14 protein-coding genes are annotated in these 14,883 nt (G+C 54.9%); 11 read left to right on the top strand and 3 right to left on the bottom strand.

All coding sequences use genetic code 11. From position 1 onward, the window contains the following. Positions 1-113 precede the first annotated feature (113 nt). Positions 114-1,523, top strand: a complete 1,410-nt coding sequence (gene glnA, locus ACUNV4_RS19810) for a glutamate--ammonia ligase (protein ID WP_430880342.1) — start codon at positions 114-116, stop codon at positions 1,521-1,523. An 817-nt stretch (positions 1,524-2,340) separates the two neighbouring features. Here the strand turns inward: glnA and ACUNV4_RS19805 are convergent. Both ACUNV4_RS19805 and ACUNV4_RS19800 read right to left on the bottom strand, forming a co-directional pair. Further along, entirely contained in the window at positions 2,341-3,036 is a 696-nt protein-coding gene (locus ACUNV4_RS19805) for an FCD domain-containing protein (RefSeq protein ID WP_430880341.1), read from the bottom strand. An 8-nt stretch (positions 3,037-3,044) separates the two neighbouring features. Then, positions 3,045-3,983: a PfkB family carbohydrate kinase gene (locus tag ACUNV4_RS19800; protein ID WP_430880340.1), complete on the bottom strand. Its 939-nt coding sequence runs from the start codon at positions 3,981-3,983 to the stop codon at positions 3,045-3,047. A 207-nt stretch (positions 3,984-4,190) separates the two neighbouring features. Here ACUNV4_RS19800 and ACUNV4_RS19795 point away from each other — a divergent pair, with 207 nt between their 5' ends. From ACUNV4_RS19795 to ACUNV4_RS19755, 9 genes are all read left to right on the top strand, one after another. Next, positions 4,191-5,330: a mandelate racemase/muconate lactonizing enzyme family protein gene (locus ACUNV4_RS19795; RefSeq protein WP_430880339.1), complete on the top strand. Its 1,140-nt coding sequence runs from the start codon at positions 4,191-4,193 to the stop codon at positions 5,328-5,330. Next, on the top strand, positions 5,327-6,364 hold the full coding sequence (locus ACUNV4_RS19790; RefSeq protein ID WP_430880338.1) for a zinc-dependent alcohol dehydrogenase: 1,038 nt from the start codon (positions 5,327-5,329) through the stop codon (positions 6,362-6,364). Before ACUNV4_RS19795 ends, ACUNV4_RS19790 begins: the two co-directional genes overlap by 4 nt. After that, positions 6,361-7,131, top strand: coding sequence for an SDR family oxidoreductase (locus ACUNV4_RS19785; RefSeq protein WP_430880337.1), 771 nt, complete (start codon positions 6,361-6,363; stop codon positions 7,129-7,131). Before ACUNV4_RS19790 ends, ACUNV4_RS19785 begins: the two co-directional genes overlap by 4 nt. A gap of 127 nt (positions 7,132-7,258) precedes the next feature. Beyond that, positions 7,259-8,245 (top strand): sialic acid TRAP transporter substrate-binding protein SiaP, encoded by a 987-nt coding sequence (locus tag ACUNV4_RS19780; RefSeq protein ID WP_430880336.1) that lies wholly within the window; start codon positions 7,259-7,261, stop codon positions 8,243-8,245. A 95-nt stretch (positions 8,246-8,340) separates the two neighbouring features. Next, positions 8,341-8,916, top strand: coding sequence for a TRAP transporter small permease (locus ACUNV4_RS19775; RefSeq protein WP_430880335.1), 576 nt, complete (start codon positions 8,341-8,343; stop codon positions 8,914-8,916). A 2-nt stretch (positions 8,917-8,918) separates the two neighbouring features. Next, positions 8,919-10,196, top strand: coding sequence for a TRAP transporter large permease (locus ACUNV4_RS19770; protein WP_430880334.1), 1,278 nt, complete (start codon positions 8,919-8,921; stop codon positions 10,194-10,196). Between the two features lie 269 nt (positions 10,197-10,465). Further along, positions 10,466-11,419: an ISL3 family transposase gene (locus tag ACUNV4_RS19765; protein WP_430880333.1), complete on the top strand. Its 954-nt coding sequence runs from the start codon at positions 10,466-10,468 to the stop codon at positions 11,417-11,419. Continuing rightward, entirely contained in the window at positions 11,364-11,708 is a 345-nt protein-coding gene (locus ACUNV4_RS19760) for a transposase (protein WP_430880332.1), read from the top strand. Before ACUNV4_RS19765 ends, ACUNV4_RS19760 begins: the two co-directional genes overlap by 56 nt. Before the next feature lie 115 nt (positions 11,709-11,823). Then, complete coding sequence (locus tag ACUNV4_RS19755; RefSeq protein ID WP_430880331.1) at positions 11,824-12,477, top strand: hypothetical protein; 654 nt, start codon at positions 11,824-11,826, stop codon at positions 12,475-12,477. Between the two features lie 24 nt (positions 12,478-12,501). Here the strand turns inward: ACUNV4_RS19755 and ACUNV4_RS19750 are convergent, their stop codons facing one another. Next, positions 12,502-13,539 carry a LacI family DNA-binding transcriptional regulator gene (locus ACUNV4_RS19750; protein WP_430880330.1) on the bottom strand — a complete coding sequence of 346 codons (1,038 nt, stop codon included), beginning with the start codon at positions 13,537-13,539 and terminating at the stop codon, positions 12,502-12,504. Positions 13,540-13,773: 234 nt separating this feature from the next. Here ACUNV4_RS19750 and ACUNV4_RS19745 point away from each other — a divergent pair, with 234 nt between their 5' ends. Further along, on the top strand, positions 13,774-14,808 hold the full coding sequence (locus ACUNV4_RS19745; RefSeq protein ID WP_430880329.1) for a TRAP transporter substrate-binding protein: 1,035 nt from the start codon (positions 13,774-13,776) through the stop codon (positions 14,806-14,808). The last annotated feature ends 75 nt before the right edge of the window (positions 14,809-14,883 follow it).

Below are 14,883 nucleotides of genomic sequence, written 5' to 3'. Positions count from 1 at the left end.
AACAGGTATTTTTATCCTCAACCGGGTTGGTACGTACCCTGCACCATATAGGTGGGAGCACGCACCACGCGCGCGTGGCCATACTCAAATTATATTTCACAGGAAAACTACACATGTCTGCCAGTGACGTTCTCAAGACCATCAAGGAAAACGACGTAAAGTTTGTCGACTTTCGTTTCACAGACCCGCGCGGCAAGGAGCAGCACACAGCAATCCCGGTCGCCATGTTCGAAGAGGACATCTTCGAAGACGGCCAACCCTTTGATGGTTCTTCCATTGCTGGCTGGAAAGGCATCAACGCCTCTGACATGCTGCTGATGCCCGACCCGGAGACTGCGGTCATCGACCCGTTCACCGAAGAGGCCACTCTGAACCTGCGTTGCGACATCGTCGAGCCCGACACCATGGCAGGCTACGAGCGTGACCCTCGCTCGGTTGCCCGTCGTGCCGAAGCCTACCTGCAATCCACCGGTATCGCAGACACAGCCTACTTCGGTCCAGAACCTGAATTCTTCGTCTTCGACGATGTTCGCTGGTCAACCGAAATGCAGGGCATGAGCTTCGCCATCAATTCCGATGAAGCGGCGTGGAGCTCCAACAAGAAGATCGAAGGCGGCAACACAGGCCATCGTCCCAAGGTCAAGGGCGGCTACTTCCCGGTTCCTCCTGTCGATTCACTGTCCGACCTGCGCGCCACCATGTGCCTGGTTCTGGAGCAGATGGGTGTGACGCCTGAAGTTCATCACCACGAAGTCGGTACTGCCGGCCAGTGCGAGATCGGCACCAAATTCGACACTCTGGTCAAGCGTGCCGACCAGACTCAGATCCTCAAGTACGTGGTACTGAACGTGGCTCACCAGTATGGCAAGACTGCCACCTTCATGCCCAAGCCGATCGTTGGCGACAACGGCAGCGGCATGCACGTGCATCAGTCTCTGTTCAAGGACGGCAACAACATGTTCGCCGGTGAACTGTATGGCGGACTGTCGGAAACTGCCCTGTTCTACATCGGCGGCATCATCAAGCACTCGCGTGCCATCAACGCCTTCTCCAACGCCTCTACCAACAGCTACAAGCGACTGGTTCCAGGCTTCGAAGCCCCGGTCATGCTGGCCTACTCCGCTCGTAACCGCTCTGCCTCCATCCGTATTCCTTATGTAGGCAACCCCAAAGGTCGTCGTATCGAGGTTCGCTACCCTGACCCAACCGGCAACCCTTACCTGACATTCTCGGCTCTGATGATGGCTGGCCTCGACGGTATCCAGAACAAGATCCACCCTGGCGACGCTGCCGACAAGGATCTGTACGACCTGCCAGCCGAAGAAGCAGCCAACATTCCACAGGTCTGCTCTTCTCTGGATCAGGCTCTGGAAGCTCTGGACGCCGATCGTGCCTTCCTGACTGCCGGTGGTGTGTTCACTGACGATCAGATCAATGGCTACATCAACCTGAAGATGGAAGAAGTCACTCGCATGCGCATGTCCACGCATCCGGTTGAATTCGATATGTACTACTCTTGCTGATGCAGATCGACTCTATCTGACTGCTTCAGATAGAGTTCTGGAAATGTTGCGCCACCATGAGTCTGTGGTGGCGCAATGGAATCAATGGCATGTCGAGACCTCTCCGACTGATCCATGATTTCTGCGCCAACCTCTCACCAGACATCCACGCCCCCTCTTCAGCGACGCAGCTACCCCCCCCCCGCTGGCGCGCTACTTGACCAGACCGACACCACGGTTCCGATAGCTCCGGGATGATGCTGTCATCCCCCGCTTCCCGCTATTCATTCAAGCAGGAAACCGGCAGATCGCCCTGCCCCATCAGCATCCAGTCTCCGCTTGTCTCCGCTTGCCTCCGCTTGCCTCCGCTCGTCTCCGCTCGTCTCCGCTCGTCTCCGCTCGTCTCCGCTCGTCTCCGCTCGTCTCCGCTCGTCTCTCCGCCCGTCTCCGCCCGTCTCCGCCCGTCTCAGCCCGTCTCAGCCCGTCTCAGCCCATTCACGCGCCTGTTCAATGACGGTGTGCGCTGAACGAATGTACAGGATCAGTCGATGGGAATTGACAGGCCGCTTCGATAGGTCAGGACTGGAAATGGGTGTCCACGAAACCGGGGGAAGTTCATCGACATGATCCGGGTGCTGAGCGTGATCACGGATGCGTTCGTTGCGCATCATCAGGTTCAGCTTCAGCAGCAGTTGCGCAGTGAACGGCCGGATTTGTTCGATGACTTTGTGGAGAAACCGTCCCCGTTCTGAAAAACAGGATCGTCGTTCCGCTCAAGCGACGGGACAATGACCCTCGATTAGCGTGAAAGATAGGCCCTCAATTAGCGTGGAAGCGCTCAATCCACATCAAACGTGGTCTTCACATGTTCCCATGCGTTGTTTAGATGCTGCTCCAGTGCTGACTCTGCCGAGTCGACGTCTCGTTCGAGTATCGCCTGGAATATGGTTCGATGATATTCATAGTTCAATGCATTGCGCTCTGGCGAGCGCTCCATTTTTTGCCAGTGCTCAGCCAACCACTGAGTGTAGGCTTGGTGCAAGGCCGGAAAGATCGGATTGCGAGGTATTCGATAGAAGACTTGGTGAAAGGCAACATCGGTTGCATAGAAGTCTTCCGAGCTATCAATTGAGTCATGGTTGTTACCCAGCGCAGTACGCAGCTGGCGTATATCGTCAGTCTGCGCACGAAGCGCTGCTTCACGAACCAAGGCGCGCTCCAGAAATATCCGACTTTGGTAGAGCGTCTTGACTCCGGAGCGTCCATGGGTCAGATGCTGAACCACCCCACCCATTGTGTCGAACGCTGCCTCATAGCCAGGCTTTCTAACCGTCGGACGAAAACGAGGTCGGTTTTCCAACATGCCTCGATTGGTCAATGCTGTAATCGCCTCACGAATGACGGTACGACTGGCCCCGTACTCTACACCGAGCTCTTTTTCAGCAGGCAATGGGCTATTGTCCGGCAACGCACCGGTAATGATACGTCGCTCTAGATCGCGAGCGATAGCATCCGCTGCTCGTTCTTGTTTCACCATTTCTCCTAAGTAAAAATAACGCCAGCGTGGGCGATATCTCGTAGCGAACATTGGCGCCCTGCCGACATGGCATCCTGATCGTTGGCACTGTTGAGAGTAGCCGCCAGGTAGCCTGCATTGAAACTGTCACCGGCGGCTGTCATGTCGACGATCGTTATGTTTTCAGTATCCATGTTTGTCATACAAGAAGTGTCGTTGCTGCCTGGCTCACCCAAAGACCACGGACCTGAGACTCCACACTTCATCGCGTCTCGAATGATGCCGTAGCTTTTGAGTCTGGCTAGCACAGCAACTTCATCAGAGTCGTTAAACAATGCCATGTCATCATCCACGAACGGTAGCGCGATGTCGGTGACACGCCACGCGTCCGCGATGTTGTTCTGTACTTGTTCAACCGATTCCCAGAGCGTTGGCCGATAGTTCGAATCAAACACCACTTTGACATTGTGCTCACGACGCAGCTTGTCGAATGCCCTAATCAGCAACGTGCGCACATGCGATTGAAGAATGCCCAAAGTGATCGCTGAAAGACACAGAACATCAAAGCCTGACAACGCTGTGAACTCGACACCAACGGTACTTTGAAAGAGCGTCCGCGCGGCCGACTTGTTGCGCCAGTAGTTAAACATTTGCTCACCGGTGTCGTCAGCGGCGATCGCATACAGCCCGATCAAACAATCGGATGAGCGTCGAATCCGCCCGGTGCTGATCGCTTCCGCCTCTATAAAACTCAGCATTCGGCCCGACAGCGGATCCTGCCCTGGAACATTAATGAAAGCTGTTTCAGCAGGTGTTGCCAGGAAGCGTTTCAAATACACAGCAGTATTGAGCGTGTCGCCGGCGAAGCCTAACCCCGCTGGATACTGAGCATCCTGACCGAGCATCAACTCGGCCATAGCCTCTCCAATACACGCAACGTGTCCGGCATGGGTCATTGAACTCATGGTCAGGACTTTTGACTCTAGGTGTTATTCATGAAAATTGTACATCTAATACCATCATATTAGGCTCATTGTATACATATAATACATTTGTGTCATACCAAAAGCGCCTAATAGAGGCTTTATGCCCAATAAAAACACATTTATCTTATTTTTTGTCATACAATACTTCGCAGCAACACATTGCCTCATTTGGATCCACGACGCCGTATGATTCACAGCAAAGCCACACATCTTCAGCTAGGCGCCATCTGCGCTCTGACAACCCAGGTGTTTCGCATCCCCCTGGCCCAAGTACTTAGCGATGCAATGCACGGTGACCACACCCATTTCGAGCTGGTGACGGTCACCGTGGAGCTGAAAACCGGAGAGAGCGGTACCGGGTACACCTACACCGGTGGCAAAGGCGGTCATGCGATCGCTGCGATGATTCAACATGATCTGGCTCCCTGGCTGGTTGGACAGAACGCAACCCATGTCGAGTCATTGAATGAGCAAATGCAATGGCATCTGCACTACGTCGGGCGCGGTGGTATAGCAAGCTTTGCCATAGCGGCCGTTGACATCGCATTGTGGGATCTCAGAGGTAAGCACCGTCAGGAGCCACTGTGGAAAATGGCCGGAGGACACGCCGACCGTTGTCAAGCCTACTGTGGTGGAATTGATCTGAATCTGTCTCTTGAAGAGCTGCTGTTCAACATACAGGGGTACCTCGATAGCGGTTTCAACGCCGTCAAGATCAAAGTCGGGCAACCGGATCTGGCCTCAGATGTTGAGCGCGTCGCAGCCGTTCGCGAACTGATCGGCTCTGACATTCGTTTTATGGTCGATGCAAATTATTCAATGAGCATCGAGCAGGCCCAGGCTGCGGCCGCAGCATTCAAGCCGTTTGATCTGACCTGGTTCGAAGAGCCCATCGAGCCGGATGATTTGAACGGCTTCCGCGTTATCGCTGAGCGGACCGGTATGCCGTTGGCGATGGGTGAAAATCTGCACACACACCATGAATTCCGACACGCACTTAACGAGGCGAGATTGTCCTATCTTCAGCCGGATGCGTCGAACTGTTGCGGTATTACCGGCTGGCTACAAGCCGCCAAAATGGCTGACAAACACGGCATACCCGTGTGCAGCCATGGCATGCAAGAGCTGCACGTCAGCCTGGTATCAGCCCAATCCAATGCCGGATTAATCGAAGTGCATTCCTTTCCGATCGATCAATACACACACCGACCCCTGGTCGTCGAACAACACTTGGCGATCGCTCCCGATACACCAGGCATCGGTGTGCAGTTCGACTGGGAAAAACTCAAACCCTCCCTTCAAACTACTTACAGGAAAGAATCATGAGTCTAAACGCCGCCTTCTACACGGGCAACAAACAGTTCTCACTCGAAACCGTTGAGTCTGTGCCACCCGGTACCGGTGAGGTACAGATCGATGTGGCCTATTGCGGCATTTGCGGTACCGACCTGCATGTCTATCTTGGTCACATGGATCAACGCATCGGCGACCATCGCGTAATCGGCCATGAAATGTCAGGGACAGTGAGTGCGATCGGCAAAGACGTTGACGGATACGCCATCGGTGAACCTGTCGTGGTACGTCCTCTGGATGCCTGTGGTGAGTGTCCTTCGTGTCTGCGTGGCTTCCCACACGTCTGCCAAAAACTGACCTTCTTGGGCTTGGACACCAACGGGGCATTTCAGCAGCAGTGGTCCGTGCCTGCGCACACGGTGCATAAACTGCCCAATACGCTCTCACTCGAACACGCCGCATTGATCGAACCGGTGGCGGTGGCCGTTCATGATGTCCGCCGTGGACAAGTGGCGGCTGGTGATGATGTACTGGTTATCGGTGGTGGCCCCATCGGGATGTTGATCGCCATGGTGGCAAAGCAAGCAGGAGCCGATGTCACGGTCTCGGAAATCAACACACATCGGCTGTCAATGGCAAAGGCCATGGGTATCAACACGGTCAACCCAAAGGATGAGGATGCTGCTGCTGCGCTAATGGCGTCCACCGGTGGTAAAGGCGTTGACGTGGTCTTCGAGGTCTCTGGGACCCAACCTGGTGTTGACCTGATGACAGCCGTTACAGCAACGCGTGGCCGAGTCGTCATGGTAGCCATACACGCCAACAAGCCAACGGTAGATCTGTTCCAGTTCTTCTGGAAGGAGATTGAGATGGTTGGTGCACGTGTGTATGAACCTTCTGACTATGAAGAAGCTATTCGACTGGTGGCCACCGAGGCGATTGATTCGAAACGCCTGATCACCAGCGTTCAGGCACTGCCCGACATTCAATCTGCGTTCGAGGAGTTGGCTGGAAACCCTAAAGCGATGAAAACGCTGATTCGTTGTAACGCAGCGGAGGCCTCATGAGCGTACTTGAGCAATTCGATCTTAGTGGTAAGACAGCCCTGGTTACGGGTTGCAAGCGCGGCATCGGCAAGGCCATGGCGATCGCGCTCGCTGAGGCTGGTGCCGACATCATCGGTGTCAGCGCCACACTTGAGTCCAACGGGAGTGATGTGGAGAAAGCGGTCACCGGATTGGGGCGTCAATTTGAAGGGCATGCTTGTGATTTTTCAGATCGTGCTGCATTGCTAGGGTTTATCGAGATTCTGCAACAGCGATCAACCGCGATTGACATCCTGGTGAACAACGCTGGCACGATCAAGCGCGCCCCCGCCGCGGAGCATAGCGACGCGCTCTGGGACGAAGTCATCGAGGTAAACCTCTCGGCACAGTTCATTCTGTCGCGCGAAATCGGTCGAGGCATGATCGAGCGAGGGAGCGGCAAGATCATCTTCACAGCCTCCTTGTTGACATTTCAAGGCGGTATCACCGTACCAGGTTATAGCGCGAGTAAAGGCGGTATTGGTCAATTGACCATGGCGCTAGCTAATGAGTGGGGCTCCAAAGGGATCAACGTCAATGCGATTGCGCCTGGGTACATTCGCACCGACAACACACAAGCCCTGCAAGACAACACGGAAAGACACGATGCCATTCTGGAGCGCATTCCAGCCGGGCGTTGGGGGGAGACACAGGATTTCGGTGGCCCCGTAGTGTTTCTCGCCTCGGCAGCATCCAACTACCTGCACGGCACCATCATCACCGTTGATGGTGGCTGGATGGGTCGCTGAACGATAGTCAGAACCACCAACTCGTTAGTGGCGTCAATGCCACTTTCATAAAAAAACCAAATCGGCGGATCCGCAAATTCCGTCATAAACCAGACAGCCTTTGGCTGCTATCAAGGAGCGTACGATCATGTCATACCGAACCCTGGTAAAACCGTTAACGGTTGCCACCCTTGCACTAACGATAGCCTCTTCCGCGCAAGCGGTTGAGACACTGCAATTTGCGCACGTCTATGAGATTGCAACCCCCTATCACCAAGCCATTGTAAAGGCTGCTGAAGAGCTCGAGAAACGTACTGAAGGACGCTACGAGATGAAGGTGTTTCCTGCCTCATCGCTGGGAAAGGAGACCGCAATCAATGAGGGATTGTCGCTGGGCACGGTCGATGCCATCTACACCGGGGCTGGATTTGCGGCGAATTCCTACGGTCCTATTTCCATTACTGATTTCCCGTTCACCTTACGAGGCTTCAAACATTGGCAAGCCTATGGCGAGAGCGATCTATTCGCTGAACTGTCGGAAGGCTACAAGAATGCAACGGGCAACGAGGTCGTGGCTCTGACGTACTACGGTGCACGGCACGTGACGTCCAACAAACCCATCCTAACCCCTGCTGACATGGAAAATGTGAAGATTCGCGTACCCAATGCGCCAGCCTACATGTTGTTTCCCGAAGCAGTTGGAGCCAACCCCACACCGATGGCATTCGCTGAAGTGTATCTGGCATTGCAACAAGGTGTCGTCGATGCTCAAGAGAATCCATTACCGACCATTCAGTTCAAGAAATTCTACGAGGTGCAAAGCAATATCAACTTAACCGGTCACATCACCAATTCTCTGATCACCGTCGTAGCTGGACACACCTTGTCAAAAATGGACGAGGCAGATCGTGAGATTTTCATCACGGTGTTAAAGGAAGCTGCACTTGATGCAAGCCAACAAATCGTCGACGCAGAGGCCTCGTTGGTGGAGTGGTTTCGTGAGCAAGGAAACACGGTGAATGAAGTGGACCGCGCACCGTTTATCGAAGCCGTCAAGCCAAGCCTTGTCAGTGATGACATGCCTTGGGAGGCGGATGTGTACGAACGTCTGCAAGCGATTCCAGACGCTTCCTGATACACGCCTTACTCGCTCAGTTTCAAGCAATGCCCTTACTCTGTAGCCTGGTATGCGATACCGGGCTTCAGCCACACTCACAAACGGAGGAGACTATGACCACACCACCGGACGACAACTCAGCACCGCTCGATCTGGACACGGCGCAATTCGATGAAGTCACTGATGACATCTCAGATGTGCTTTGGAGTGACATACCGGTATTACTTATTTTCTGGATTTTGTTCTTTATTGTCGCGCTACAGTTCTTTACACGCTATGTGCTGAATGACTCTCTCGCATGGACCGAGGAGATTGCACGTTTCTTTCTGATCTTTCTGGCCTTTGTCGGATCAATAACCTGCATTCGCAAAGGCTCTCACATCTATCTTGAATTCTTTTACCGCTACCTGCCAGCCACGATGATCAAGCCGATCGCTCAGTTCTGTGAGGTGGTGGTGGCCGTATTTTACAGCGCAGCGGGCTACCTGTGTATCGGTCTGGCACAGCGGACTTTCTCGCAGCGCATGATCTCTATTGATCTACCCAAGGGCATCATTTACTGGGTGGTCGTTGTGGCTTGCTTTGCGATGGCGCTGGTGTCGATGTTCAACCTCATCAAGCTTGCACGAAGGCCCGCTGCTGAAGTGGCAGCTGAGAAACTTGACCCCACACAAATGGCAGGTATCTGACCATGGAACTCACATTCATGTTCGCTCTTCTGGTCATCCTGCTGGTTTTGGGTGTACCGGTGGCAGTATCATTGGCGGGTGCGTCGCTCGTGTATATCCTTCTTGAAGGCCGCCCGGCGGTGGTACTGATTCATACCATGATCAACGGTGTGGACAGCTTCCCGCTACTGGCCATACCATTTTTTATACTGGCAGGACATTTAATGAATACCGCCGGTATTACTAACAAGATCTTCGCCTTCGCTCGTGCGTTGGTCGGTTGGATGCATGGTGGATTGGGCCATGTCAACGTCGGTGCCAGTGTGATCTTTGCAGGAATGTCAGGTGCGGCTGTTGCCGATGCTGGTGGACTGGGGACGATCGAGATCAAGGCCATGCGTGATGCGGGTTACGATATTGATTTTTCGGTGGGTATTACAGCAGCCTCCTCCACAATTGGTCCTATTATTCCACCCTCCTTGCCGTTGGTTATCTACGGGGTGATGGCGTCGGTATCCATTGGTGAGCTGTTTGCTGCCGGGTTGATACCGGGCTTGCTAATGGCCGTATCGCTGATGATCATGGTGGCCTGGTACTCTCGTCGCAGAAACTACCCTCGTGATTCGAAGTTTGAGCTCTCGCGTCTCAAATCAACGTTTAAGGCTGCGTTTCTGCCGTTGTTAACACCACTGATCATTATTGGCGGTATTGTCACGGGTGTATTTACACCGACTGAATCTGCAGTAGCCGCCGTTGTCTATGCCTTGTTCCTGGGCTTGGTAGTTTATCGAACCTTGAGTTTCAAACACCTGATCCGTGTGTCAATGGATACCATTGAGACCTCGGCTTCGATCCTGATGATTATCGCAGCCGCTTCAATTTTTGCCTATATTCTCACAGCCAACCAGGTAGCAGCCTCTCTGGGCGATATATTACTGGGTATCTCGGAGAACAAAAACGTCATCTTACTCATCATGATGGTTCTGGTATTAGCCATTGGACTGTTCATGGAAACCATTGCGGCCATCACCATATTGGTACCGGTCCTACTGCCCATTGCGAACCAGGTGGGTATTGATCCGGTACATCTCGGGATCATTGTAATCCTGAATCTGATGTTGGGCTTACTGACGCCACCGGTGGGTATGGTGTTGTATGTACTCTCACAAGTGTCGGGCGTTCGGTTCGAACGGTGTGTTGCGGCGACCATGCCATTTTTGGTTCCATTGATTATCGTGCTGTTTATTATCGTCTTCATTCCTGATATTGCCTTGTGGCTGCCGACCACATTCTATCGTTAAAGGTCGTCTTGAGTCTGAATGTGCAAGAGATAGTGCAACAAGCACCGGGGATCCCGGTGCTTGAGGTGACTCTACGAACACCGTCATCGCTCGAGGCGATCTCGCTCATGAGCCAGATCGAGAGGTATGGTTGATTCTGGTGTCTGAGCAAGGTTGAAAAAAGGTTCTATCCGGATCTCGCAACGGCTTCAGAGGAGCCTTGGTAGCTGAAGAGGCCATGGATCTTCAGGTGACGTTGGAGTTGCGAAACATCAACCTCCATCGGACCCATGGCCAGCCTCAAGACTATCGCACGATTGCTCAAACTCAAAGATCTCAAGCTCGTCGACTTTTCATTTCATCGGGACAGCACGGTTCGGCTTTACGTCAAACCATTCAAGAACGGGTGCCGCTGCCCAGACTGCGACCGCCGGTGCAAGATTGTCCGTACCCGCCCCAAGCTGCGCGAGTGGCGGGATCTGAGTGTAGGCGGACACCGCATGGTGTTCTGCTATTTCCCCAGGGAGATCCACTGCCCGACCCATGGACGCTGCGAAGAGAATATTCCCTGGGCGGCCCCTCATTCGCTCATCACCTACCGCTTCGAGCACACCTTGCTCAGCCTCTGCCAGAGCATGACACAGAAGGCGGCAGCGAAGCTGCTTCAGACCGCACCCTCAACGCTTTCGGACCTGCTGCATCGAAGCATCGAGCGACATCGTCATGGTCACAGGATCCGAGGCTTGCGTACCCTCGGTATCGACGAGATCTCCTACCACAAGCGCCACAAGTACGCGACGCTGATCTACGATCTCGATACGTCCAAAGTGGTCTGGATCGGCAAGGGTAGAGGCCGAGATACGATCGACCGCTTCTTCACTGAAGCGCTCAGCCCATGGCAACGCCAGCAGGTCCGTGCCGCCTGCTGCGACATGAGTGCAAGCTATATCGGCGCCATCCGCGAACATTGCCCTCAAGCCACTCTCGTGCTCGATCGCTTCCATATCGTCAAGGCCCTCAACGAGGCCGTCGATCAGGTGAGAAAGCAGGCCTGGCGGGAGGCATCGAAACACGACAAGAAGGCGGTCAAGGGGCTGCGCTGGATGCTCTATCGACATTCGAGTACCCGCTCACGCGCCGACACAGTCGCCCTGAAGGCACTGGAGAGGAGCAATCGTCGAATCTATCGTGCCTGGCGGCTCAAGGACGAGTTCGAGCAACTGTGGAACTATCGCAGCCGGTGAGGGGGCAAAGCGATTTCTCAAACGCTGGACACGGAGTGCGCTACTGAGCCGCATCGAACCGATACGCCGGTTTGTCAAAACCGTGCGCAAGCATCTCGATGCGGTGATTGCCTACAGCGATACGCGACTGACGAACGCGATCAGCGAGGGCATCAACCGCATTGCCAAGATCGTGAAGAACCGAGCCAGTGGCTTCCGTCACCTGGACGCATTTGCAGACATGATCTTTCTCACCATCGGGGACGTGGACATTCCTGCACAGATCCCACACCGCTTCCGTACATGCTGACTACATCGAAAATGCCTTGCTAAATAGCATCAACCGATGTTTGACTCATCGCGAGATCCGGATATAGCCCAAACAACATGTCGGCAAACTGCCTCTGCCATTCAGTGGCAAGGCATTGAGTATCTACAACCTGACGCAGGTCGACCAACCGGAACCCGCACTCGAGGAAGATGGTGACGCTGCTGCTCCCGTGCAATTCGAATTCATTGAAGAAGGCTTGCAAAGCACGTCTCTGCGATCCACCATCCTCGATACACTGGGATCGGCCATTATCGCCAATGCAATGGCAGATAATACAGGCACGTCACCGTCATCGCCAGGTATCCATGACAGCCCCATTCCGCCACTGGTGATCTACTACCAGAAAAGTGCAGACGGGGATGTCATTGTCGATATGCTGAAATCCACGCAGACCGAGTCCGTTGTCAAAGGCAGCGATCTTGAAGGGGGATCGAACGCAATCTGGATCGGCAAGGAAGTACCCACCAGGATCATCGATGACATCACTCGCGGCCTGCTGGACAGGCAGATACCTATCAGATCCATCAGTCACTTCCAGGACCCGGATTCGAAAACCAATATCATCCAGATAGGGACATCCCGGCGCAGCAGTCAGAATGACCTGGTGACCGAAAGCACGGTGGCCGAGTTTATCGAACAGCACCATGCGCTACAGACAGAGGATCAGAAAGAGCGGGAGGAGATTGCCGAGAAGCTCAAGGAAGCGGAAGACAACATCAACCGTACACTGCAGCAGCTCAAATACTGAACCTTTGCGTGCATGCTGATGAATTCAATCTGCAGTCACCGCCAGAACTCCCAGCGAGATCGTCGGGGTCAGTATCTGGATCTTGCCACTCTTTGTCCTGGCACCTTCGACTGTCTCCAGAATCACCCTGGCGGCTGTCTCGCCGATCTCGCGACGGGCGGTGCGGGACGTGGCGATCTTCCCGGGAAACCCCTCGAGCAGGCTCAGCCCGTTGAATCCTGCCAACGCGATCTTGCCCGGAATATCGATGCCCGCAGCGATGCAGTGGCACAAGCCGCCAAAGGCGAGGTCGTCATTGGAAAAATGAATGCAATCGAGGTCTGGTTGTCGCGCCAGAAGTTCGTCCGTCATGCGCCGTCCGCAGGCGATGGCCGATACCGTTGCCGCGCCCCCTTCCAGCTGGGCCCCATCGATCGTGTCAATGAAATCGAGCCCCTGATCGCGCAAAGCCTCGTGGAAACCCTTCTTTCGCTTGGCGGCCCTGGTGTCCTTGTCAAGGTTACGCCCGACATACCCAAAGCGTCGTCGGCCCGTTGCCAGAAGGGCTGACGCCATGTCGCGACCGGCCCCGGTATGCGAGAAGCCGACACAGGCATCCACCGGGTCGCCATCGCAATCCATGATCTGCACGATGGGAACACCGGCATCGGTCAGCAACTTCCGTGTTTCGCCGGGCTGGTCGAGCCCGGCCACGATCAGCCCGGCCGGCCGCCATGACAGCATGTTGCGAATGATGTCGTATTCGGTCTCGGGATCGTAGTCAGTCACGCCGAACACCGGCTGCAGCGCGGATCCCTTCAGGGCGTTGGTCACGCCAGACATGACCTGCGGAAAGACGATGTTGGTCAGGCTGGGAACAACAACCCCGATCAGGTCGGTGCGCTTGCTGGATAGCGACGCGGCCAGGTGATTCCCGTAGTACCCGATCTCGCGGGCGGCACGCTTCACCTTCTCGACATTGGCTTCGGACACGTCCTTGTCGCCCCGCAGCGCGCGGGAGGCTGTCATCTTGCTGACACCTGCTGCGGCCGCGACATCCACCAGAGTTTTTCTTGTTTTCACTCGCTTGCGTTCTCTCTCCGCTCTCCTCGATCCCTGATGCAGGGCTCCAATCGCTCACTCCCGAGATGTGCAACTCGGTGTTGACACATCATTGCAGCATGTTGTAGTGTTATCAATACCGGTATCGGTACCGGTATGGATATCAGTTTTAACCAAACCGATCAAACGCGAATTGGAAATAATTCGCATCAGCCATTTACCAGCACCTGATCCGGGTGCACAAAGGGGGAAAACATGAAGACCCAATTCCTGAAAACTACCGTTGCAGGCGTCGCGATTGCCGCGTCGTCGCTTGTTGCCACCGGCGCCATGGCGCAGGAGTACCAATGGACGTTCCAGACCTCGGCACAGGCTGGTGACAACTTCTTCCCGATCGAGGAAGCCTGGGCCGATCGCGTCAACGAGCTTTCCGATGGCCGTATCGAGATTACCGTTGTACCGGTGGGCACAGTAGTGGCGCACACAGAGACGCTCGACGCTGTCGGCGCCGGCATCCTGCAAGGCCACATTACCGACCCCTCCTACTTCTCCGGCAAGGATCCGGCCTTTGCCATGCTTGGCAACCTCGTGGGTGCCTGGTCAGATCCGGAACAGATGTTCGACTACATGGAGAACGGCGAGGGCAAAGCGCTGTTCAACGAACTGGTGAACCCTTACGGTCTGCAATTTCTCGGCGCGTCGGCGACCGGTGTCGAGGCGTTTCTGTCGACCAAGCCGCTCCACGGTGTTGATGACCTCAAGGGTGTCAAGCTGCGGGCACCCGAGGGCATGGTTCAGGAAGTCTTTGCCGCCGCCGGTGCATCGCCGGTAAACCTGCCCGGTTCCGAGGTCTATACCGCGCTGGAAAAGGGCGTGATCGACGCGGCCGACTACACCGTGTTCTCGACCAACCACGCGCAGGGCATGCATGAGTTCGCCAAGTATCCGCTCTACCCCGGTTTCCACTCGATGCCGGTTATCGAGGTATCCATGACCAAGGCGATCTACGACGAGCTGCCGGAAGACCTTCAGAGCATCCTGAACGATTCGGTCTCGGTGTTTGCCCGGGACATGATCTCGCAGCTCGATGTTCAGAACGAAGCCGCTGTCGCTGAGGCGCAGGCCGACCCGGAAATCACCGTGATCAACTGGTCCGATGAAGAACGCGCAAAGTTCCGCAGCATTGCCAAGTCTCAATGGGCCAACTGGGCAGAGCGCTCCGAGATGGCAGGCAAGGCCTATGAAAGCGTCACCGCCTACCTGACCGAAAAGGGTCTTCTGGCCGAGTGATGACTGCCTGACGGCAAGATCGGAAGGGGCCGGCTTCGGCCCCTTCATCAAACACCACACCGCTTACGTTCCGGG

The sequence above is a fragment of the Granulosicoccus sp. 3-233 genome (genome assembly GCF_052681095.1).
This window is presented reverse-complemented; position numbering and strand designations above follow the sequence as displayed.